Source organism: Streptomyces sp. NPDC017095 (genome assembly GCF_044332325.1).
In the GTDB taxonomy this organism is placed as follows: domain Bacteria; phylum Actinomycetota; class Actinomycetes; order Streptomycetales; family Streptomycetaceae; genus Streptomyces.
Window position 1 is genome coordinate 140,548 of the sequence record NZ_JBIROU010000017.1, and the last position, 19,297, is coordinate 159,844.

At 72.0% G+C, this 19,297-nt stretch carries 18 protein-coding genes; 10 read left to right on the forward strand and 8 right to left on the reverse strand.

All coding sequences use genetic code 11. The features are described 5' to 3' along the window. Positions 1 to 577 precede the first annotated feature (577 nt). Together ACH4OA_RS28905 and ACH4OA_RS28910 are read left to right on the forward strand one after the other, a co-directional pair. Positions 578 to 1,162, forward strand: a complete 585-nt coding sequence (locus tag ACH4OA_RS28905) for a sigma-70 family RNA polymerase sigma factor (protein ID WP_397940054.1) — start codon at positions 578 to 580, stop codon at positions 1,160 to 1,162. Beyond that, on the forward strand, positions 1,159 to 1,908 hold the full coding sequence (locus ACH4OA_RS28910; RefSeq protein ID WP_397972017.1) for an anti-sigma factor domain-containing protein: 750 nt from the start codon (positions 1,159 to 1,161) through the stop codon (positions 1,906 to 1,908). The genes ACH4OA_RS28905 and ACH4OA_RS28910 overlap by 4 nt, the downstream gene beginning before the upstream one ends. Positions 1,909 to 2,088: 180 nt before the next feature. Here the strand turns inward: ACH4OA_RS28910 and ACH4OA_RS28915 are convergent, their stop codons facing one another. Together ACH4OA_RS28915 and ACH4OA_RS28920 are read right to left on the reverse strand one after the other, a co-directional pair. Next, on the reverse strand, positions 2,089 to 2,751 hold the full coding sequence (locus tag ACH4OA_RS28915) for a fasciclin domain-containing protein (RefSeq protein WP_397972105.1): 663 nt from the start codon (positions 2,749 to 2,751) through the stop codon (positions 2,089 to 2,091). Between the two features lie 125 nt (positions 2,752 to 2,876). After that, entirely contained in the window at positions 2,877 to 4,508 is a 1,632-nt protein-coding gene (locus ACH4OA_RS28920; RefSeq protein WP_397972020.1) for a molybdopterin-dependent oxidoreductase, read from the reverse strand. A 423-nt stretch (positions 4,509 to 4,931) separates the two neighbouring features. Here ACH4OA_RS28920 and ACH4OA_RS28925 point away from each other — a divergent pair, with 423 nt between their 5' ends. Further along, positions 4,932 to 5,681: a class I SAM-dependent DNA methyltransferase gene (locus ACH4OA_RS28925; RefSeq protein ID WP_397972023.1), complete on the forward strand. Its 750-nt coding sequence runs from the start codon at positions 4,932 to 4,934 to the stop codon at positions 5,679 to 5,681. Between the two features lie 148 nt (positions 5,682 to 5,829). After that, on the forward strand, positions 5,830 to 6,915 hold the full coding sequence (locus tag ACH4OA_RS28930) for a hypothetical protein (RefSeq protein WP_397972025.1): 1,086 nt from the start codon (positions 5,830 to 5,832) through the stop codon (positions 6,913 to 6,915). 137 nt (positions 6,916 to 7,052) lie between these two features. Here the strand turns inward: ACH4OA_RS28930 and ACH4OA_RS28935 are convergent, their stop codons facing one another. Beyond that, positions 7,053 to 7,316 carry a hypothetical protein gene (locus tag ACH4OA_RS28935; RefSeq protein WP_365884250.1) on the reverse strand — a complete coding sequence of 88 codons (264 nt, stop codon included), beginning with the start codon at positions 7,314 to 7,316 and terminating at the stop codon, positions 7,053 to 7,055. 554 nt (positions 7,317 to 7,870) lie between these two features. On the opposite strand from ACH4OA_RS28935, the gene ACH4OA_RS28940 reads away from it, so the two are divergent. Both ACH4OA_RS28940 and ACH4OA_RS28945 read left to right on the forward strand, forming a co-directional pair. Then, positions 7,871 to 8,941: a S1 family peptidase gene (locus ACH4OA_RS28940; protein ID WP_397972028.1), complete on the forward strand. Its 1,071-nt coding sequence runs from the start codon at positions 7,871 to 7,873 to the stop codon at positions 8,939 to 8,941. A gap of 240 nt (positions 8,942 to 9,181) precedes the next feature. After that, positions 9,182 to 10,180: a multiprotein-bridging factor 1 family protein gene (locus ACH4OA_RS28945; RefSeq protein WP_397972031.1), complete on the forward strand. Its 999-nt coding sequence runs from the start codon at positions 9,182 to 9,184 to the stop codon at positions 10,178 to 10,180. An 85-nt stretch (positions 10,181 to 10,265) separates the two neighbouring features. On the opposite strand, the gene ACH4OA_RS28950 is transcribed toward ACH4OA_RS28945, so the two are convergent. Then, positions 10,266 to 10,871: a TetR/AcrR family transcriptional regulator gene (locus tag ACH4OA_RS28950; RefSeq protein ID WP_397948456.1), complete on the reverse strand. Its 606-nt coding sequence runs from the start codon at positions 10,869 to 10,871 to the stop codon at positions 10,266 to 10,268. Positions 10,872 to 10,958: 87 nt separating this feature from the next. Between ACH4OA_RS28950 and ACH4OA_RS28955 the strand changes: the two genes are divergently transcribed. Together ACH4OA_RS28955 and ACH4OA_RS28960 are read left to right on the forward strand one after the other, a co-directional pair. Further along, on the forward strand, positions 10,959 to 11,861 hold the full coding sequence (locus ACH4OA_RS28955) for an NADP-dependent oxidoreductase (RefSeq protein WP_397972034.1): 903 nt from the start codon (positions 10,959 to 10,961) through the stop codon (positions 11,859 to 11,861). A 224-nt stretch (positions 11,862 to 12,085) separates the two neighbouring features. Continuing rightward, positions 12,086 to 13,597 (forward strand): class I adenylate-forming enzyme family protein, encoded by a 1,512-nt coding sequence (locus ACH4OA_RS28960; protein ID WP_397948454.1) that lies wholly within the window; start codon positions 12,086 to 12,088, stop codon positions 13,595 to 13,597. A 55-nt stretch (positions 13,598 to 13,652) separates the two neighbouring features. Here ACH4OA_RS28960 and ACH4OA_RS28965 read toward each other — a convergent pair whose 3' ends face one another. The 4 genes from ACH4OA_RS28965 to ACH4OA_RS28980 all read right to left on the reverse strand — a co-directional run bounded on the left by ACH4OA_RS28965 (position 13,653) and on the right by ACH4OA_RS28980 (position 16,962). Continuing rightward, complete coding sequence (locus tag ACH4OA_RS28965; RefSeq protein WP_397940088.1) at positions 13,653 to 14,081, reverse strand: PaaI family thioesterase; 429 nt, start codon at positions 14,079 to 14,081, stop codon at positions 13,653 to 13,655. Beyond that, positions 14,078 to 15,274, reverse strand: coding sequence for an aromatic ring-hydroxylating dioxygenase subunit alpha (locus ACH4OA_RS28970; protein WP_397972036.1), 1,197 nt, complete (start codon positions 15,272 to 15,274; stop codon positions 14,078 to 14,080). Before ACH4OA_RS28970 ends, ACH4OA_RS28965 begins: the two co-directional genes overlap by 4 nt. A 98-nt stretch (positions 15,275 to 15,372) precedes the next feature. After that, a complete protein-coding gene (locus ACH4OA_RS28975; protein WP_397972039.1) occupies positions 15,373 to 15,972 on the reverse strand; it encodes a TetR/AcrR family transcriptional regulator in 600 nt (199 codons plus the stop codon). Positions 15,973 to 16,350: 378 nt separating this feature from the next. After that, positions 16,351 to 16,962 (reverse strand): hypothetical protein, encoded by a 612-nt coding sequence (locus ACH4OA_RS28980; protein WP_397972042.1) that lies wholly within the window; start codon positions 16,960 to 16,962, stop codon positions 16,351 to 16,353. A gap of 100 nt (positions 16,963 to 17,062) precedes the next feature. On the opposite strand from ACH4OA_RS28980, the gene ACH4OA_RS28985 reads away from it, so the two are divergent. After that, positions 17,063 to 18,076 (forward strand): SPFH domain-containing protein, encoded by a 1,014-nt coding sequence (locus ACH4OA_RS28985; protein ID WP_397972045.1) that lies wholly within the window; start codon positions 17,063 to 17,065, stop codon positions 18,074 to 18,076. Then, positions 18,073 to 18,972 carry a hypothetical protein gene (locus ACH4OA_RS28990; protein WP_397948451.1) on the forward strand — a complete coding sequence of 300 codons (900 nt, stop codon included), beginning with the start codon at positions 18,073 to 18,075 and terminating at the stop codon, positions 18,970 to 18,972. Before ACH4OA_RS28985 ends, ACH4OA_RS28990 begins: the two co-directional genes overlap by 4 nt. Positions 18,973 to 19,297: the final 325 nt, after the last annotated feature.

A 19,297-nucleotide genomic window follows, 5' to 3' on the forward strand; every position in this document is an offset into this window, starting at 1 on the left:
CGCCGGTGCCCGATCCCCTGCTGCGCGACTACGTCGACGGGGTCCGCGTCATCTACTACGTCACGGCCCTTCGACAGATCAGCATCGTCGCGTACGTTGAGGCGTAGGAGCCTCCCGAGCACCGGTGCAGCGCCCCAGACCATCAGGCGCTGCTGCATCCCGCTGCACAGTGCAGCGCGAGGGCGGTGGGCGGTGCTGCACAGTGGTCGACTGCGAGGCCGGCACCCAGACGGCACACGGGTGCTGCTGGTGCAGCAGGTCTCGTGCTGCAACGCGGCGGCGCCGTGCAGGTGAAAGGGCATCGCCGGCGGGGGGCCTGTACCCTGGCCGGCATCGCAGTGCAGGTGGCCTGGTCGGGCTGGACCAAGCGGTGCGGCACGATCGCGTAGCCGCCGGTGCCGGCACCCGCGTCCGAGACGGCGGCCGGGGAGCGAGCCGGCTGCTCGCCCCGTCCCATCACGTCCTCTCCAGCCGGCGCGCCGCGGAGGTGAAGCGTGCCGGGCGACCAATCCGCAGCTCGCGGGGCCCCGGATTACACGGGGCTGTTTCGCCCCGCCGCGCCTCTGGGAGAGCCATTGTGAAGGAACCTGTATATATCGGCGGTAAACCGACTGCCAAACCTGACCTGCAACAGCTGGTCCACGCGGTGGCGCTGGGTGATCAGGAGGCTTTCGCCGCGGTCTACGACGCCGTGGCCGGCTCCGTCCTCGGTGTCGCCCGGGCCGTACTGCGGGATCGGGCGCAGTCGGAGGAGGTGGCGCAGGAGGTGCTGGTGGAGGTGTGGCGCACGGCTCCGCGCTACCGGCCCGAGCGCGGCACGGCCCTCAACTGGATCCTCACCCTCGCCCATCGGCGGGCGGTCGACCGGGTCCGGTCGGCGGAAGCCGCCGCGGCCCGTGACACCAAGGCCGCGCTGCTCCAGCACCAACCGGCCTACGACGAGGTGACCGAGCAGGTCGAGACGCGGCTGGAGCAGGAGCAGGTACGGCGCTGTCTGCGCACCCTGACCGAGTTGCAGCGCCAGTCGGTCACACTCGCCTACTACCGGGGCCTGACCTACCGCGAGGTCGCCGAGGCGCTGGCGGTGCCGCTCGGCACGGTGAAGACCCGGCTGCGCGACGGACTCATCCGGCTCCGCGACTGCCTGGGGGTGACCGCGTGACCACGAGCGATCCGCACGCTCTGACCGGCGCCTACGCCGTGGACGCGCTGCGCGGTGAGGAACGTACCGCCTTCGAACGGCACTTGGCCGAGTGCGACGCCTGCGCGCAGGAGGTCGCCGAGTTCACCGCGACCGCCGGACGCCTGGCGCTGGCCTCCACGGTGCGCACGCGGCCCGTCATGCGGGAGCAGGTGTTGCGGCGGGTCAGCACCGTGCGGCAGGTGCCGCCCGGTGCCGCGCCGCTGGAGCGGGTACGCCGTGGCGGGCGGCGGGGAGGCCGCGTGGTCCGGTGGGCGCTGGCCGTCAGTGTGGCCGCCGCTGCCGCGTTCGGCGGGACCGCCGTATGGCAGTACGAGCGCGCCCAGGACGCTCGGCACGAGGCCGCGCAGGCGCGGCGGCACGCCCAGGACCTGGCGGGAGTGCTGGCCGCGCCCGATGCCCAGTCACGCTCGGCGGACGTGGCGGGCGGTACGGGCACGCTGGTGGTCTCCGCCAGCCGGGACCGGGCCGTGTTCGTGGTGTCCGAGATGGCGGCACCGCCGCACGGCAAGGTGTACCAGCTGTGGTTCGCGGACGGCGGGAAGATGCGCGCGGCCGGCCTGATGGACCCCGGGCGCGGCAGCCAGGCCGTTCTCCTGCGGGGAGCGGTCGACGGCGCCTCGGGCGTCGGCATCACGGTGGAGCCGGCGGGCGGATCGAAGCAGCCGACCTCGACTCCGGTGGCGCTGCTGGGCGTTCCGGCGTGAGCATGCGCCTGCGCGTGGGAGCCCGCCGGCGGACGGTCTCCCACGCGGCCCGCTGGTGCCGGCCCCCTCTGGACGGATGAACGACAAGCGGGGAGAGCTGATCCGCAGACCCTGAGGTCCGCGGACCAGCTCTCCGACGGGGGACCGAGCGGACGCGGCGCGCCCTTGACCCCCGGTGTGTCAGCTCTTCGGCATCAGGACGGTGTCGATGATGTAGACGTGGGCGTTGGCGGTCTTGACGTTGCCGCAGACGACCGCGGCGGAGTCGTTGACGGTGTAGGTCTCGTCCGAGCCGGAGGTCGTGACCTTGGACTTCTCCAGCGTGGCGAAGGAGCCGTTCTGGAGGTTCTCCGGCGTGAGCTTCCGGCCTACGACGTGGTAGGTGAGGACCTTCGTCAGCATCGCCTTGTCGTTCAGGACCTTGTCCAGGGTGTCCTCCGGGATTTTCTTGAAGGCGTCGTTGGTCGGCGCGAACACGGTGATGTCCTGCGCGTTGTTGAGGGTGTCCAACAGCCCGGCCTTCTTCACCGCCGTCACGAGGGTCGACAGTGCGGGGTTGTGGGAGGCGGCGGTGGCGACCGGGTCCTCGGCCATGCCGTCGAAGGAGCCGGCACCGTCCTTCGGCACGGAGGAACAGGCGGGACCGAAGGGCTGGTCCATGCTGCTCGTGGACGCCGTCGAGTCGCCCATGCCGTCGCTGTGCTCCGTGGCCGTAGCCGATGACTTGTCCGCGGAGTCGGACTTGTCCGAGTCACCGGTGTCGTTGGAGCAGGCGGTCAGGGCCAGGGGCAGTACGGCGGCCGCGGCGAGGAGACCGGCGGTACGGCGGATACGGGTGTTCATCATGTTCTCCTGGGGAAAGGTGCGGCGTGATGCCGCTGCGTTCGCGGTTCGGAAAGGGGCTCGAGGGGCCTTGGGAGCCGGGTGATCCTTCGACGGGACTCGGGGGCCCTTGTGGGGCCGGGTGATCATTCGACGGTCACCACGACGGTGTGCCATCCGCTGGCGCCGTCGGGGATCGTGCGGGTGCGTTCGCCGGTCTGCGCGGCGCCGGTGCGGTCGGTGGCGCGCACGGTGAGGGTGTGGCCGCCCGGGGTGGCCTGCCAGGGAAGCGACCACTGGCGCCAGGTGTCGCGGGTGTCCTCGGCGGCCAGATGGGCTTCCTGCCAGGGGCCGTCGTCGATGCGGACCTCGACCTCGCCGATGCCCCGGTGCGGGGCCCAGGCGACCCCGGCCACCATCACCGTGCCGGCCCGGGGCCGGGCGAAGGGCTTGGGAGTGTCGATCCGCGACTCGGTCTTGACCGGGGCCCGGCGGGCCCAGCCGCGCTTGACCCAGTAGGGATCGTAGGAATCGAACGTGGTCAGCTCGATGTCCTCGATCCACTTGCAGGCCGACACGAATCCGTACAGGCCGGGGACGACCATGCGCACGGGGAAGCCGTGGGCGAAGGGGAGCGGCTCGCCGTTCATGCCGAGGGCGAGCATCCCGTCCCGGCCGTCCATGACGTCCTCGACCGGGCTGCCGATCGTCATGCCGTCCACGGAACGCGACACCAGCTGATCCGCCGGGCCTCCCCGGGACGGGGGCTCGACCCCGCATTCGGCGAGCAGGTCGGCCAGCCGTACGCCGGTCCAGCGGGCGTTGCCCACGTAGGGGCCGCCGACCTCGTTGGAGACACAGGTCAGGGTGATGTCCCGCTCGATCAGCTCCCTGTGCAGCAGGTCGTCGAAGGAGTAGGTGGCAGGACGGCGTACGCCCATGCCGTGAACGCGCAGCCGCCAGGCGGTGGCGTCCACTCTGGGCACCACGAGGGCGGTGTCCACCCGGTAGAAGTCGTCGTTCGGGGTGAAGAAGGGACTCGCTCCCGGGACGCGCGACACCGCCCTCTTGGGCACCGGTCGCGCCGGTGACCCGGCCGCGGGCAGCACGACCTTCTCACGGGAGGCGATCGCGTCCTGGCCGCGCGAGGCGTTCAGGGACCGGCCGGCCGCCCCCACCGCAGCGGAAGCCGCCGCGGCGGAACCGGCCGCCAGGACGAATCCCCGCCGGTCCCATCCCTTGCCCGCACCCAGCGCGTCTCCCGCTTCCTCCGTCACGGACCCGGCTACCGGCGCTGATGACCGCCTCACCGCGCTCAGTCGGCCCACAAGGACGTACAGGAGCAGGGCCCCGGCAAGCGCTCCGACCGCGGAGGGCAACGCGTCGGCGCCGCCGATGGAATCGGGCCGGCCGACGGCGGCCAGCGCCCCGACCAGGCCGAAGAGAAGGACCCCGGCCGCTCCGCCCCGCCGAGACCGCAGCGCCAGCACACCCGGTGCCAGAGCCAGCACGGCGAGCACGGCCACGATGCCGAGTTGCAGCACCAGCTTGTCGTCGGTGCCGAAGTGGCGGATCGCCCAGTCCTTGACCGGCGCGGGCGTGGCGTCGATGGACGCGCCGCCCACCGCGATGACCGGACCGGACTGCGGACGCACCGCCGCGGCGGCCAGTTCGGCCACCGCCAGCGCGGCGAAGCCGGCCAGCACCCCGCTCAGCGCACCCAGCGCCAGCCGCTGCCGGCCCGGCCGTACTCGCTGATCCTTCTCTTCGTCCCTCACGGGGGGAATCCGGTTCTGCGCACCGGACGGATTGGTCCCGCACCCGACCAGGTGGAGAAAAACCCCGGACCAATCCACCCGCCATTCCGCTACGGATTACCGAGTTGAGCCCCGACGCACATCACTGTCTTGAGTCGTCTGCAAGCCGGCCGCCCCAGCACGCGGGGGAGGCCAGCGGCGCGGCGACGTCGCTGTGGGTCCCGGCGAGCAACGGCCTCCGGCAGGAGACCGGACAGGCGTGGTCTCCGGTGACGACGGAATCCGCGGCTGTCGTTGCGTCCCGGGTTCATAAGATCGTCGGCATGACACTGCGACCTGTCCAGGTGAACGGACGGAGCACAACCCGAGCCGCCGTGCTCCCCTCCCCCGCCCGGAAACAAAGGCTTCGACAACGTCGCCCGACACCCGGCACAGTGACCCGATATGACGAGCAGTGAGCTGTGGGACCGTGCGACCGCCGAACGGTACGACGCCGAGGAGACGGGGATGTCCTCGGCCGCCGTCCTCGGACCGACCGTCGCCTTCCTCGCCGAGCTGGCCGGGGACGGCCGGGCGCTGGAGTTCGCCATCGGCACCGGACGGGTGGGCGTCCCGCTCCGGGAGCGTGGCGTGCCGGTCGCCGGTATCGAGCTGTCCGAGCACATGGCGGCGGTCCTGCGGCGCAAGGTCGACGCGGACACGCTCCCGGTGACCGTCGGCGACATGGCCACCACCGTCGTCCCGGGCGAGTTCGCCCTGGTGTACCTCGTCTACAACACCCTCTCGAACCTGCTGACACAGGACGAGCAGGTCGAGTGCTTCCGCAACGCCGCACGTCACCTGCGGCCCGGTGGCCGGTTCGTCGTCGAACTGGGCTTGCCGCCGCTGCGGTTCCTGCCGCCCGGCCAGGTCGCGGTGCCGTTCGACGTCTCCGAGCGCCACCTCGGCTTCGACACCTTCGACCTGGTCCGGCAGATCCTCGTCTCGCACCACTTCACCCGCGACGGCGACGACGGCCGCTACCGTCGTGAGGCCTCCCGGCACCGGTACGCCTGGCCGGCCGAACTCGACCTGATGGCCCGGATCGCCGGGCTCGAACCGGAACGCCGCGTCGCGGACTGGGACGGGACGCCGTTCACCCAGGAGGCCACGAAGCACGTCTCGGTGTGGCGCAAGCCCGGCGCCGGTCACTGACCCGAGCGGCCCGCAGGGCCGGTGCGGTACGTGACGAGCGAGCTCCGTGTGCGCTGCCGGCACGCGGTCGGTGCACGGTGAGGAAAACGGCGGAGGCACCGTGATGTGACCCTTTCCCGCACAGGGCAATCCAGCGGAGAGGTCCGTCATGTCACATTTCCAGAGGTCACCCTTGCGTGGCCTGCGCACCGTCATGGCCGGGGTGGCGGGCTGCCTCCTGCTGCTGGCCGGTACGGCGAGTCCCGCGCAGGCCGCCGAGTCGGAGTGGGTCAGCTTCGACGGCGGCCAGTCCAGAGTCCTGTCCGCCGTGTACTCGGTGGCGATCGGCGGCGCCACCTACGACGTGGCCCGCGGCACGGACAACAACGTCTGGTTCCGCTACAACGGCGGCACCTGGCATCCCCTCGGAGGCTTCGCCGCGACCCGGACCACCTCGCCCCCGCGCATCGTCGACTTCCCGCGGGGCCGCGCGATGGCCGTCATCAGGGGCCTGGACGGTGAGATCTGGTACAGCCAGGTGAACAGCGGATCCGCGAACCTCTGGACACCGTGGACCCGGCTGCCCGAGGGCGCGAGGGCGATCGGCAGCCCCCTGCTCACCGTCAGCTCGGCCACCGGTGACCTCATGATCGAGGCGCCGAACGCCAACCGGCAGATCAGTTACACCTTCCTGCGGAACTACAGCGGAACCCTGTCGTCCAGGGGCTGGACGGTGGACACCCACGCGGTCCTCGGCACCAACCACGTGGACATCGAGGGAGACGGCCAGATCGCCGTCTACGGCACGGAGTACTACCGCTCGGTCTACCGCAGCTTCGTCACGGGAAGCGACCACCACGTCTGGCGGCTCACCTCCGACCCCACGACGGGCGGGGTCTCGAACGTGACGGAGGTGAACGGCGGAGCCGAGTGCGCCACCGGTGTGACCGCGGCCCGTCTGGGCGATCAGACCACCGTGGTCGCTCCCGGACAGCCGGGGTACGCGGAGCAGCAGCGGGTCATGATCGCCTGCGTCGGGAACGACGGGTACGTATGGGAGAGCACCTCCTCCGACGGGGGCCGCACCTTCGACGGGTGGCGCCACCCGACCGGCAGGCTCGCGCCGTCGGCCTCGACGCCCTCGGTGTTCGCCACGCCGCTGTCGAACAGCTCCTGGACGCTCAACGTCCGGTGGAACGGTGCCGCCAGCTCGGCGTTCCCCGACAACTCCGTGGTCGCCAAGCGCATCAACTGACCGGCTGGGCCGTCCGGTCTCCTCGCCGGAGCGGCGCGCGGCAGCGCCCGCTTCGGCACCCCGCCGCCCACGCCCCAGCGGACCGGCACCTCACGGAGCGGGCGGTGCCGGCGCAGCGGGTGCGGTACGTGCCGGGCTCAGCCCGTCTCGCCGCGGAGGTACTCGGTGAGGGCCTTGCCCGGCCGGAACGCCGCCGTGCCGTCGTCGGCGTGGAAACTGCCGAAACTGCCGAGGACGACGGTCTGCTGGTCCCTGAGCGCCTCCGCGATCGTGCCGGGGTGCTCCGTGGTGCCGAAGAGCGTGTCGAGGACGTGGCCGATGTCCTGCTCGGCGAACTGCCGGCCGCCCGGGTGTTCGGCGGCACGGCGCGCGGTGATTTCGATCAGTCGCGACTTGTCCATGATCACATTCTCCGGTCTCTACCGCGGTGGCAATGCTTCGGCCCTTCCCACGATCGACGCAGACCCCGCCCGCCGCATCTCGCCGGTGGCACCCGGGGCGGTCCCTTGGTGGCATTCGGCGCGGTTTTCTTCAGGACAACCACAAGAATCAGGGTTCGCCTCTTTTGGTCACCGCTGGTATCCGGTTCCCCGGCGCCCTGATGAAGTTCCGCAGGTGCTCGCATCGCCGCTGTTGAGGCGCCATCAGAAACAGTTAGCCGCGGTTCTGTTAATTTTTGCACCTTTCCTCGACCTTGTCAGGGACACGCATACGCAAGGAAGGTTCTCCTGCGGGTTCGACGGCGACTCCCCGGCCGTAATCCGCACTTCCCCCCACATGCCGCCGTCGGCGGCTGTCCGGAAATGGAGACAAGGTGCTACGTCTACGCTCGACCCTGGTCTCAGGGGCCGCGGCAGCGGCATTGCTCATATCCGCCGGTGCCCTCTCGGCTCATGGCGCCACCGCCGCGGAATCCCCGGCCTCCTCCGCCTCGAACGGCCGTTACCAGAAGCAGATGGTGCACGCCCTCGCCGCGTCCCTCGGCATCAGCGACTCGGCGGCCGTGCGCAGACTCGACTCGCAGGCCCGGCAGCAGACGGCCCTCGAAGGTCTGCGGTCCCCGGGAGTCGACGCCCGCGGGGCCTTCTTCGACGGCGAGGGCCGGCTGACGGTGAACGTCACGGCTCCGGACACGGCACGACACGTCGAGACCGCGGGGCTCAGGGCCCGCCTGGTCCGGCACAGCGCGGGCGAACTGGACCGGGTCAAGACCGCACTGGACAAGTACGCCGAGATCCACACACCCGCCGGTGTGCAGGGCTGGGGTGTGGACCCCGTGTCGGACACGGTCGTCGTCCATGTGCGCGACACCACGGCGGCCGGCACCAAGGCGTTCCTGAAGAGGGCCGCGTCCCACGGCTCGGCGGTCACCGTGCGGCACGACGCGGGCAGGGCCGTGTCGACGGCCGGCAGCATCTACCCCGGCAGCCGGATGGACTACGGCAACCACTACTGCTCGGTCGGCTTCGGCGCCCGCACCTCCTCCGGCCAGCAGGTGCTGGTCACCGCAGGCCACTGCGTCGAGACCCTGCCGGACCTGTACTTCAACGGCACCCACTTCGCCAAGGGCACCACCACCCGTTTCCACCACGGCCAGACCAGCATCGACATGGGTCTCGCCAGCGTCGACGCCGGCACCACCATCGCCACCCAGGTCGGCACCTGGAACAACGGCGCCAACATCGCCGTCCAGGGCAGCCAGCGCGCCGCGGTCGGCTCCGACGTCTGCAAGTCCGGTGCCACCTCCCACTGGACCTGCGGCTCCATCAAGTCCTACAACTACTCGGTGACGTACACCGATCCCGGCCAGCCCGCGACGCTGGTGACCAACCTGGGCCTGAGCGACACGTGCGATCTGGGCGGGGACAGCGGCGGCCCCTGGGTCTCCGGCAACCAGGGTCAGGGTATGACCTCGGGCGGTCAGACCGACAACCAGTGCAACGGCGTCTACGGGCAGGGCACGTCCTACTTCCAGCCCCTGGACGACACCCTGCGCTACTACGGCCTGAAGCTGAACACCGCCTGATCCGTACCGTGACGGACCTCGGCGCCGCGGTCTCCCCAGGCACGGCGTCGAGCAGGGCGCGGCCCCGGGCAGCGGGCTCCGACCGGTGCGCCGGCGCGGCGGACTCGCCGCGCACCACCACCACGGATGCCCGCCGCCGCCCCCACGGGGGTCGCGCCGTGCACCACCCCGGCAGGGCCGCGGCCGACGACGGCGGCGGCCCTGCCGGACCTTCCCCGCACCGCTGTTCCGGGAGTGTCCATGAACCAGCCGCACCATCCGCCGGCCGCGGAAGAGACCGGTTCCGGGCCGGCGGACGGGACCGCGGACCGGACCGCGGGAGGGCAGCCCTCCGCGCCGAGCACGTTCGGCGAGGCGTTCCGTACGGCGCTGAAGGCCAGCGGGCTGTCGTTGCAGCGGCTGCACCACCACCTCGGCGAGCGTGGTGTCTCGGTGAGTCCGGTGACGCTCAGCCACTGGCAGCGCGGCAGGAGCCAGCCGGAACGACGGCAGTCCCTGCGCGCGGTCGGGGAGATCGAGCACATCCTCGGTCTGCCGCGCGGCGCATTGCAGACCCTGCTGGCCAGCCGCCGGCCCCGGGGCCGTGCCGTGAGCACGCGGGGCGAGACCTCCGAGGCCCTCTCACGCATCCTGAGCCCCGGGGCGCCGCTCGAAATGGTGCTGGGTGCCGACGCCTACCGCTTCAACGAACATCTCGTCAGTCTCTCCGTGCAGGAGACGGTGTTCCTCGACGCGCAGGGCTGCATAGCGCGCTACGCGGTCAGCCATGTGGTGCGCGCCGCGCAGGACGGGGTCGGCCGTCTCACCGCCCATCACAACCTCGACGACGTCGAGACGCCTTCCGTGCAGGTGACCGTCCAGTGCGGACGTCTGGAGACGCTGCGGTTCCGCCAGGAACTGGGTTCGGCGGTCTTCGACATCGGGTTCGGGCGGCCGCTGCGCCGTGGAGACACCGCGATCGTCGGCTACACCCTCGACGTCGGTCCGCGCTGGACACCCTCCGACCACCACGAACGCACCCTGGCCGTACCGGTGCGGCAGTATCTCCTGCACATCTTCTTCCATCCGGCACGTCTTCCGTCGGCCGTGTTCGGGTACTACAAGCAGGCCTCCGGCGCGGAACGGCGGGACATCCGCCCTCTGGTCCTGGACGCCTCGCACAGCGTGCACATCATGCCCGCCAAGTGCACCGGCGGGATCTACGGGATCGCCTGGGAACGGAGCGGCCCCGACCGCTGAGGCAGAGCCACCGGCAACCGACGGGCCCCGTCCGCCAAGGCTCCGCCGGCCGGGGTACGGCGGGACGGCGTGGGGCAGGGCCCGGCTACGGTGCGGTGCCGCCGGTGGAGTCGCCGGAGGGGTGGGTGGCGGCCCAGGCCGCCTCGATCATCCGGAAGACCTCGTCCACCGCGGCTTCCGGGTCGGCCGCCTCACGGGCCAGCGCATAGGCGTCGATCACGAACCTGGCGATCGCCCGGCTCGCCGTCGCCGTCCGGGACAGTCCGGGATCGCCGGCGATGGCCGCTGCCAGCGTCTCCGCGTGGCGCAGCCGCATCGACTCCTCGTACTCGCGCAGGGCGGGCGACTCGTCGATCATGCGCCAGATCGGTGCGGCGCCGTCCGCCGTGCAATGGCGCACCAGGGCGTGAATCTCGTGGCGGAGCGCGGGGATGAGCGGCTCGTGCGGCGCCCGGCCGGTGACCGCCCGCGTGAGGCGTTGCTCGAAGTCCTCATCCTGCTCGAACACCAGGGCCTCTTTGGAGGCGAAGTGGGAGAAGAGCGTGGTGACGGCCACGTCGGCCTCGGCGGCCACTTCACGGATGCCCACCGCGTCGTACCCGCGCTCCAGGAAGAGCCGCAGGGCGGTGTCGGCGATCTTCTGGCGGGTCGCGGCCTTCTTGCGCTCACGGCGTCCGGTCGGCACGGTCATGCGCTGACACTATCAGGTGCGGAACACTACCGAGTTCGAATCTGGAGTCGTTTCAAAACCCTAACCGTTAGTGCTACGGTCCACCGCATGAAGAAAGTGAGCTACGCCGAGTTCGGCGGTCCGGACGTGTTGCGCCTCATCGATGCCGAGGAGCCCCATGCGGGCCCCGGCCGCATACGCATCGCCGTGCGGGCGGCGGGCGTGAACCCCGTCGACTGGAGACTCCGTGAAGGGCAGGTCCTGAAGGCCCATCCGGTCGAGCTGCCCGCCGGAGTCGGGGTGGACGCCGCCGGGGTGGTGGACGAGGCCGGCGAGGGCGTCGAAGGGGTCGCGGTCGGCGACCACGTGTTCGGCGAGGGCTTCAGCACCTATGCCGAGTTCGCCGTACTGTCGGCCTGGGCCCGGATGCCCGAGGGGCTGACGTTCGAAGAGGCCGCCGGGTATCCCTCGGTGGTGGAGACCGCGCTGCGCGTCCTCCGTGAGGTCGGTGTGCGGCCCGGGCAGACGCTGCTGGTCAGCGGTGCGTCCGGCGGAGTCGGTTCGGCTGTGCTGCAGATCGCCCGCGACCGCGGCATCACGGTGATCGGTACGGCCGGAGCCGCGAACCAGGACTACCTGCGCGGCCTGGGCGCCCTCGCCACGACGTACGGCGAGGGCTGGGCCGGGCGGGTGCGGCAGCTCGGCCGGGTCGACGCGGCCCTCGACCTGGCCGGCTCCGGCGTGATCCGCGAACTCGTGGAGCTGACCGGGGACCCGCGGAAGGTGATCTCCATCGCCGATCTCGATGCGCCCACGTTCGGTGTCCGGTTCTCCGGTGTGGCCGGGAGCGTGCCGGACGCGCTCGCCGAGGCCGCCCGCCTCATCGCACGGGGCAAGCTCCACATCCCGGTCGAGAAGTCGTACCCGCTCGCCGAGGCCGCGGCCGCGCACATCGACAGCCAGGCCGGTCACACGCGCGGGCGCCGGGCCCTGGTCATCCGAGAACCGTAAGACGGTGCCGGCCCGGGTGGCCGGGACCGCGCCTGACGCACCGTCGCTTCCCGGTACGCCCGGCCGGTCCCGGGCGTCCGGGCCGTTCGCTCCGCCCTCCCGCGGCCCCGTCCTCGCAAAGGCGGTCGTGGCAGCTTCCCCCGGGTTTTGAACAATGATTCAATCCTTGCCGAGCCGTGGGGACCCCGGCTCGGCAGTCCCACGAGGATGCGGAGAACCGTTCGGTGAACCTGACGTGGATGCTGGAGGCGTCGGCCCGCGGCTGCGGTGCGAAGCCGGCCCTCGTGTCCGACCTGGGATCGATGACGTACGCCGAGTTGCTCGCGGCGTCGAAGCGGGCCGCCGCCGTGCTCCGGGAGCGCGGGGTGCGGCCCGGGGATCGCGTGGGGGTGATGACGTACAACACCCCTGCCTTCGCCGTGGCCGCGTTCGGGATCTGGCGGGCCGGGGCGGCGCTGGTGCCGGTCAACCACAAGCTGACCCCGGGCGAGCTGGCGTACCTCGCACGGCACGCGAGGCTGCGGACGGCCGTCGTCGCTCAGGAGCTGGCCGGCCGGATGCGCGAGGGCGCTCCCGAGGTCGAGGTGCTCACCACGGACGACACCGGCGGCGGGGAGTTCGACACACTGGTCGCCGGGGCGCCGGAGTGGGAGGGGGTGGAGGTCGGGCCCGATGCCGTCGCGCAGGTGCTGTACACCTCCGGGACGACCGGCACGCCCAAGGGCTGTCTGCACTCGCACCGCGGGCTGTCCGCCGTGCCCGCGTACACCACGGCCGCCGCGGGGCTGCGCCGTGACGACCGGTTCCTGCTGGCCATGCCGATCTGGCACGCCTCGCCCCTGAACAACTGGTTCCTGTCGATGATCTACCTGGGCGGGACCGTCGTCCTGCTGAAGGAGTACCAGCCCCTCGCCTTCCTCGAAGCGGTGCGCAAGCACCGGGTCACGGCCTTCTTCGGTGCTCCCATCGCCTACCTCGCCCCGCTGAAGACCCTTCCACCGGGCGCCGACCTGTCCGGGTTCGGCCTGTCGAGCGTGCGCCTGTGGGCCTACGGCGGGGCGCCGCTCGCGGCCGAGACGGTCCGGACGCTGGAGGCGGCGTACGGCCCGGACCGCTTCTGCCAGGTGTACGGGATGAGCGAGATGGGGCCGGTGGGTTCCGTGCTGCGCCCGCGGGAGCAGCTCGCCAAGGCCGGGTCGATCGGGGCGGGCGGGATGCCGGGCGTGGACATCCGCGTGGTCAGGGACGACGGCCTGGACGCCGGGGCCGGCGAGACCGGGGAGCTGTGGCTGCGGTCGGGGACCCGCATGCTGGGATATCTGGACGATCCGGAGGCGACGGAGCGCGCGTTCGCGGGCGACTGGTACCGGTCCGGGGATCTCGCCCGGGTGGACGAGGACGGCTACCTGTTCATCGTCGGCCGGATCAAGGACGTCGTCATCACCGGCGGGGAGAACGTCTACGCGGCCGAGGTGGAGGAGGCGATCGTACGGCACCCGGCGATCCGGGACGCCGCCGTCGTCGGGCGGCCGCACCCGGAGTGGGGCGAGACCGTCGTCGCCGTGGTGGAGGCCGACTCGGCGGTGACGCTGGAGGAGTTGCGCGGGTTCCTCTCCACCAGGCTGGCGAAGTACAAGATCCCCCGGGAACTGGTGGTGGTCCCGTCGCTGCCGCGTACGCCCTCCGGCAAGACGAAGAAGCACGTCCTGCGGGAACAGCTGCTGACCGGCCCGTGACCGGCACCGCCGGGCGTCATGGGCCGGCCGGGTGCCCGGCCGGCCCTGTCGTCTCTCAGTCCGCGTGCTTGCCCGCCCGCATGATCGTGCCCTGCGCCACGGCGACCAGGTGCTCCTCCTCGCTCTCCCCCGAGACGACGTAGACCGAGCACACGCACACGGCCTGGCGCCGGGTCGTGGCGGTCGTCTCGGCGCGGGCGACGACGAGGTCGCCCACGGCCGGCCGCAGGTAGTTGATCTTGTATTCGGCGGTGAGCGCGTCGCCGCCGAGAGCGAGTCCGCCGGCGAAGGTCAGCGCGTTGTCGGCCAGGTAGCTGAGGACTCCCCCGTGCACGAAGCCGTGCTGCTGCTGGATCTCGGGCCGGTTGGCGATGCGGATCTCGGCCGAGCCGGGTCCCACGGCGGCGAGTTCCGCACCCAGGAACCTGCTGAACGGCTGGGCCTGGAAGATGCTGTGGGCGAGACCGACGAGGTCCGTGGTCATGATGAGTGCCGTCCTGTTGCTCGGGGGGAGATGGTGGTCGCGTCCGGGCCGGTGAGCCGCTCGTCGATGCTCTGCTGGAACATGGCGAGCAGACCCTCCGCCAGTCCCAGGACGTGGTGGTCACTGCCTCCGTGGGGCAGATGCCGCTGCACGTCCTCGGCGATGGCGAAGTCCTCCTGGTCGAAGACCGTGTCGTTGGTGAACCGGAAGCGCTTGGCCAGCGCGCTCTGCCCCGCCGACCCGGGGAAGTCGCCGTCACGGTAGAGCATTTCGTGGGTCCAGATCGTGCGGTCCGGTGCCAGGGGCCAGAAGGTGTTGATGGACACGTAGTCGGGGTGCAGGATGAAGAAGGTGTTGGGGAAGAGCGTGTAGTACACCGAGGCGTAGTCCAGGATGCGCCACTCCTCTTCCGGTTTCCGGGCCGTCTCGCCGATGTTGGTGCGCGCCGCGGACAGCCTGATGTGCGGCCCGTCCTCGTCGTGCGCGATCACCCCCTTCTTGAAGGCGAAGGCGAGGGTGTCCCGGTGCAGGTACGGGACGTGGTAGCCCTCCAGATACGTCTTGATCAGCAGCTTCCAGTTGGCCTCCTTCACGACCTTCGTCTTCTTGTACCGAACGAGCGAGGCCACGTCGAAGTTCACCAGATCCGCGTAGAACGTCCCGAGGAAGCCCGGTATGTCGAGCGTCCCCCCGGGCTCGCGGCCGACCCAGATCAGGCCGCCGGCCTCCGTCGCGGGCAGTTCCACCAGTCCGTAGTCGCACGTCTTGACGCCGGGGAAGTCATGGGCCCGGGTGATGCCCTTCAGGGCGCCGTCGAGCCCGTAGACCCAGCCGTGGAACGGGCAGACGAAGTTCTGCACCGTCCCCGTCGGCTCGGCGGCGAGGCGGGCTCCGCGGTGGCGGCACTGGTTGTAGAAGGCGCGGACCCGGCCGTCCTCGCCCCTGACGACGACATAGGGGAACCGGTCCCAGTCGCTGGTGAGATAGGCACCGGGTTCGCCGAGCGCCGAGGCGTGTCCCGCGACCAGCGGATAGCGGGTGAAGACGGAGCCGATCTCCCGCTCCAGGAGCGCCTCGTCGGTGTACTTGGTCACCGGGATCGTGACGACTTCGTCGAGCATCTTCTCGTCACGGCGCGTCTCGCGCAGCGAGAGCAGACGCTTGATCATCGCCACTTGTTCGCTGTGCCGCATGGGTCCCCCGTCGCAGATCAAGCTCTGAATCCTCGTTCAATTCATGTTACGGAGGTCACCGGGCCGAAGCAACGAGACCGCCGCAGCACGCGGCGCCGTCACGAAGGCGCGCAGCCCAGGGCCCGCAGGCAGAAGCCGCGGATCTCCGCGACCAGTTGCTCGTCCGGCACCTCCGGCTTCTGCGACATCTCCGGCGAGAGCCTGCCGACCAGCGCCTCGGAGATGGCACCGATGGCGGCGCTGGCCGCGACCGCGGTGTTCTGCGGGGCGAACAGCCCGGCCGCGACGCCGTCCCGGATGACGCCCTCGCACAACTGCGCGTACTCGCGCCGGTACACCAGCCGTTCGCGTTCCACCACCGGCGAGACCGGTTCGAAGAGCAGGGACCACGCCAGCCGCCGGCCGCGCAGGGCCCGTTGCGTGAACGTGTCGGCGAACGCCTCGAGCCGGGCGCCGGGATGTGCGGGCGCGGCATCCACCGCACCGCGCACGGCGGCCAGTTCCCGCCCCGCGGCACGCCGGAAGACGTGGGCCAGCAACTCGTCCCTGCTGCCGAAGTACGAGTAGAGCGAGCCCGCGCTCACGCCGCACGCCCTGGCCACCGCGGCCACCTTCGCCCCGGCGAAGCCCTCCCGCGCCACCAGGTCGTGCGCGGCGCGCACGAAGGCCTCCTCCTTCGTCTGCGCGTGCCGCTTCATGCGTTCCGTACGTCGATACACCATGGCGGGAGCCGGGCCTTCCGTGTCGCTGCCGGGAAGCACCAGTGAACAGGAAAAACCGGCGGGGGTGTACGGTCCGGCAGCGGCCGGTACGGCGGCCCGGGGCAGGGACCGGCACGGTCGGCGCCGTCCCGGGCGGGCGCGGATGCCGTGGTCTGCGCCCGAGCAGCCGACACCCCAGCGGCCGGGGTCGCGGCGGCCGGAGTTTCGTCGGGCCGCGCCGCTCCGGCCGGGAGCCCGTCGGCGCGGGCAGCCGGTCCGCACCGTCCGGCAGCGGCCGGTTGCCTCATCGGCACCGGGACATCGTGCAGTCCTTGGTCCTGCGCCCCGACCGCCCGCGGTGGTCCGGCGCCGCGACTATCGGCGGCCGCCTCGTCCGCGCTCGGCGCGCCGCAGGGCGCGACGCTGTCTTCCCGGCAGAGCGGCGGCCAGCTCGCCCACCGGGGCGACGTCGTGGCACGCGCCGTCCCGGCCGCCCCGGCACCACCACACCGGTGCACCGGCCGTGTCCGTCGCACCGCGGTACCAGTCCTCAGTGGTCCCCGCGGGACGCGGGTGCGTACCGAGCCGGTGTTCCCGGCAGACCGGCCAGACCTGCCGGAGCAGTTCGGTGACGGTCTCCTGCGCCGCCTCCGCGACCACGGCGAGGGCCGTGGTCGCCTCGTACGGCTCCGCCGGATCGCCCTCCTCCAGGTCAACGGCGTTCACCGGGTTGCCGTGCCAACGGCCGTCCGGCATCGCCACGTAGACCTGGTCGCCGTCGGTCCCGTGCGCCTGCGAAGGCTCCCAGGGCGGGACGGCCATCAGCACCAGCGCCTCCTGACCCGGCAGGGTCGCCAGGAGGTCGCGATTGACCAAGGTGAGTGCCGCTTCCAGCTTCGGCCACCGGCCGGGCTCGGCCCGCCGGGGCACCGGGCCGGGCGGCCCGTCATGGCCGGGTCCGAGAGCGAGATACGAGAAGTAGTTCACCCACGCATGGTCCCAGCCGGGACGGTTCCCTATTCTCGTCTGTTTGACGATATCGCCGTTCCTCGTTATCGTCGTCCTGACGAAATCAAGGGGGTCCGTCATGGCCGACATCACCCGGCGCTTCGGTTGGCGCCATCTGCGCTCCGCGCCCACCGCTCACATCCGCCACCACACACGTGGCCGGCTGGTCCACGACGGCCGGGGACTCAGCTTCTGGTACCGGTCACTGTCGGCGGCACTCTCCGAAGTACCGGTCGACGACCGGGAACTGGCCATGGCGTTCCACGCTCGTACGGCCGACTTCCAGGACGTCACCGTGCAGGCCACCGTGACCTACCGGATCAGCGACCCGGCCGAGGCGGCGAACCGGCTCGACTTCTCCGTGGACCCGGACAGCGGGAGCTGGCGCGGCACGCCCCTGGAGCAGATCGCCACCCTCCTCACCGAGACCGCGCAGCAGCACACGCTGGACGTGCTGGCCCGCACCCCGCTGGCCGTCGCGCTGGTGGACGGCGTCGCCTCCGTACGCGAACGGATCAGCGCCGGTCTCGCCGCCGAGCCCCGCCTCCCGGCCACCGGCATCGACGTGGTCGCCGTACGCGTGGTCGCGATCCGGCCCGAGGCCGAGGTGGAGCGCGCGCTGCGCACCCCGGCCCGCGAGCAGATCCAGCAGGAGGCGGACCGCGCCACCTACGAGCGGCGGGCCGTCGCCGTCGAACGCGAGCGCGCCATCGCCGAGAACGAGCTGGCCAGCCAGATCGAACTGGCCCGTCGCGAGGAGGAGTTGGTCGACCAGCGCGGCACCAACGCACGGCGCGAGGCCGAGGAGAAGGCGGCGGCCGACGGCGTGCGCACCGAGGCCGAAGCGGCCCGCAAGGTCCGCCTGGCCCGCGCGGAGGCCGAGGCCGCGCGCACGACGGGCGCGGCGCGCGCCGAGGCCCAGGCCGCCTGGCTGGCCGTGCACGGCGAGGCCGACCCGGTCACGCTGCACGCCCTGGCGGCGACCCGGCTGGCGGAGAACCTGCCGCGGATCGAGAGCGTCACGCTCTCCCCCGACGTGCTCACCGGGCTCCTCGCCAGGATCGGGCGCCCGGACGGCCGGGCGGACGTGTGAGTCTGGCACCGCGGGTGGTGCTCGTGCACCGCAGGACCGAGTACCAGGAACTGCTCGCCCGGCACGGGACGCACGGGCAGGCCGCGTTCTTCCTCGCCGGGCGCGGCCGCTCGATCGACGAGGTGGCCCGCCGTCACGACCGCACCCGGCAGGCGCTGCGGGACGTGGCGTCGGCGGTGCCGCTCACCTGGCGCAGCTCCCGGGTGGAGCGGGCGGATCTGGACCGCTTCCTGTTCGCCCCGGAGGACGTGGTGGTCGTGGTCGGCCAGGACGGTCTGGTCGCCAACACCGCGAAGTACCTCTCCGGGCAGCCGGTGGTGGGCATCGACACCGATCCGGGGCGCAACCCGGGGGTGCTGGTCCGGCACCGCCGCGCCGACGCGGCCGCCTTGCTGCGTGCCGCGACCGCCGCCGGGGGCCAGGTGGAGGAACTGACCATGGTCGAGGCCGTCGCCGACGACACCCAGCGCCTGCTCGCGCTGAACGAGGTCTATCTGGGTCCGCCCGGCCACCAGACGGTCCGCTACCGCCTGGGCACCGGCGGCGGGACGGACGCGGGCGAGGCCCAGGCCTCCTCCGGGGTGCTCGTCGGCACCGGCACCGGAGCCACCGGGTGGCTCCACTCCCTGTGGCGGGAGCGCGGCGCCACCGTGCCGCTGCCGGCGCCGCGCGAGCCGCGGCTGCTGTGGTTCGTCCGCGAGGCGTGGCCGTCGCCCGCGACCGGGACGTCGAGGGTCGCGGGCGAACTGGGGCGGGGGCAAGCGCTGCGGCTGACCGTGGAGTCGGACCGGATGGTGGTCTTCGGGGACGGGATGGAGGCCGACGCCCTGGAGCTGACCTGGGGACAGAGCGTGCGGGTGGGGATCGCGGCGTCATCGCTGCGCCTGGTGACGTGACCGCCCGGCCCCGGCGGATCGCCCGGCCGCCGCACCGCGACGAAACCGGGTGAGGCGGCGGGGCGGGCGAGCACGCGGCGTCGCGCCGCGGGGAACAGGAAGGTAGACGACCCGGCGGGCGGCGGTGTCGAGGGGTAGCGGGCCGGAGGAGGGAGAAGGGGGCATGAGGGGGTGGCACGGCCTCTCCGTGTGGGGCCGGCCGCCGGGGGCCCCGGGGCCCGCCCCCCCCCCCGGGGGCGCCGGGGGGCGCCCGCCCCCCCCGGGCGGTGGGGCCCGGCGGGCGGCGCCGGCCGGGGCGACCGCACCCGGGCCGGAGGTAAGACTC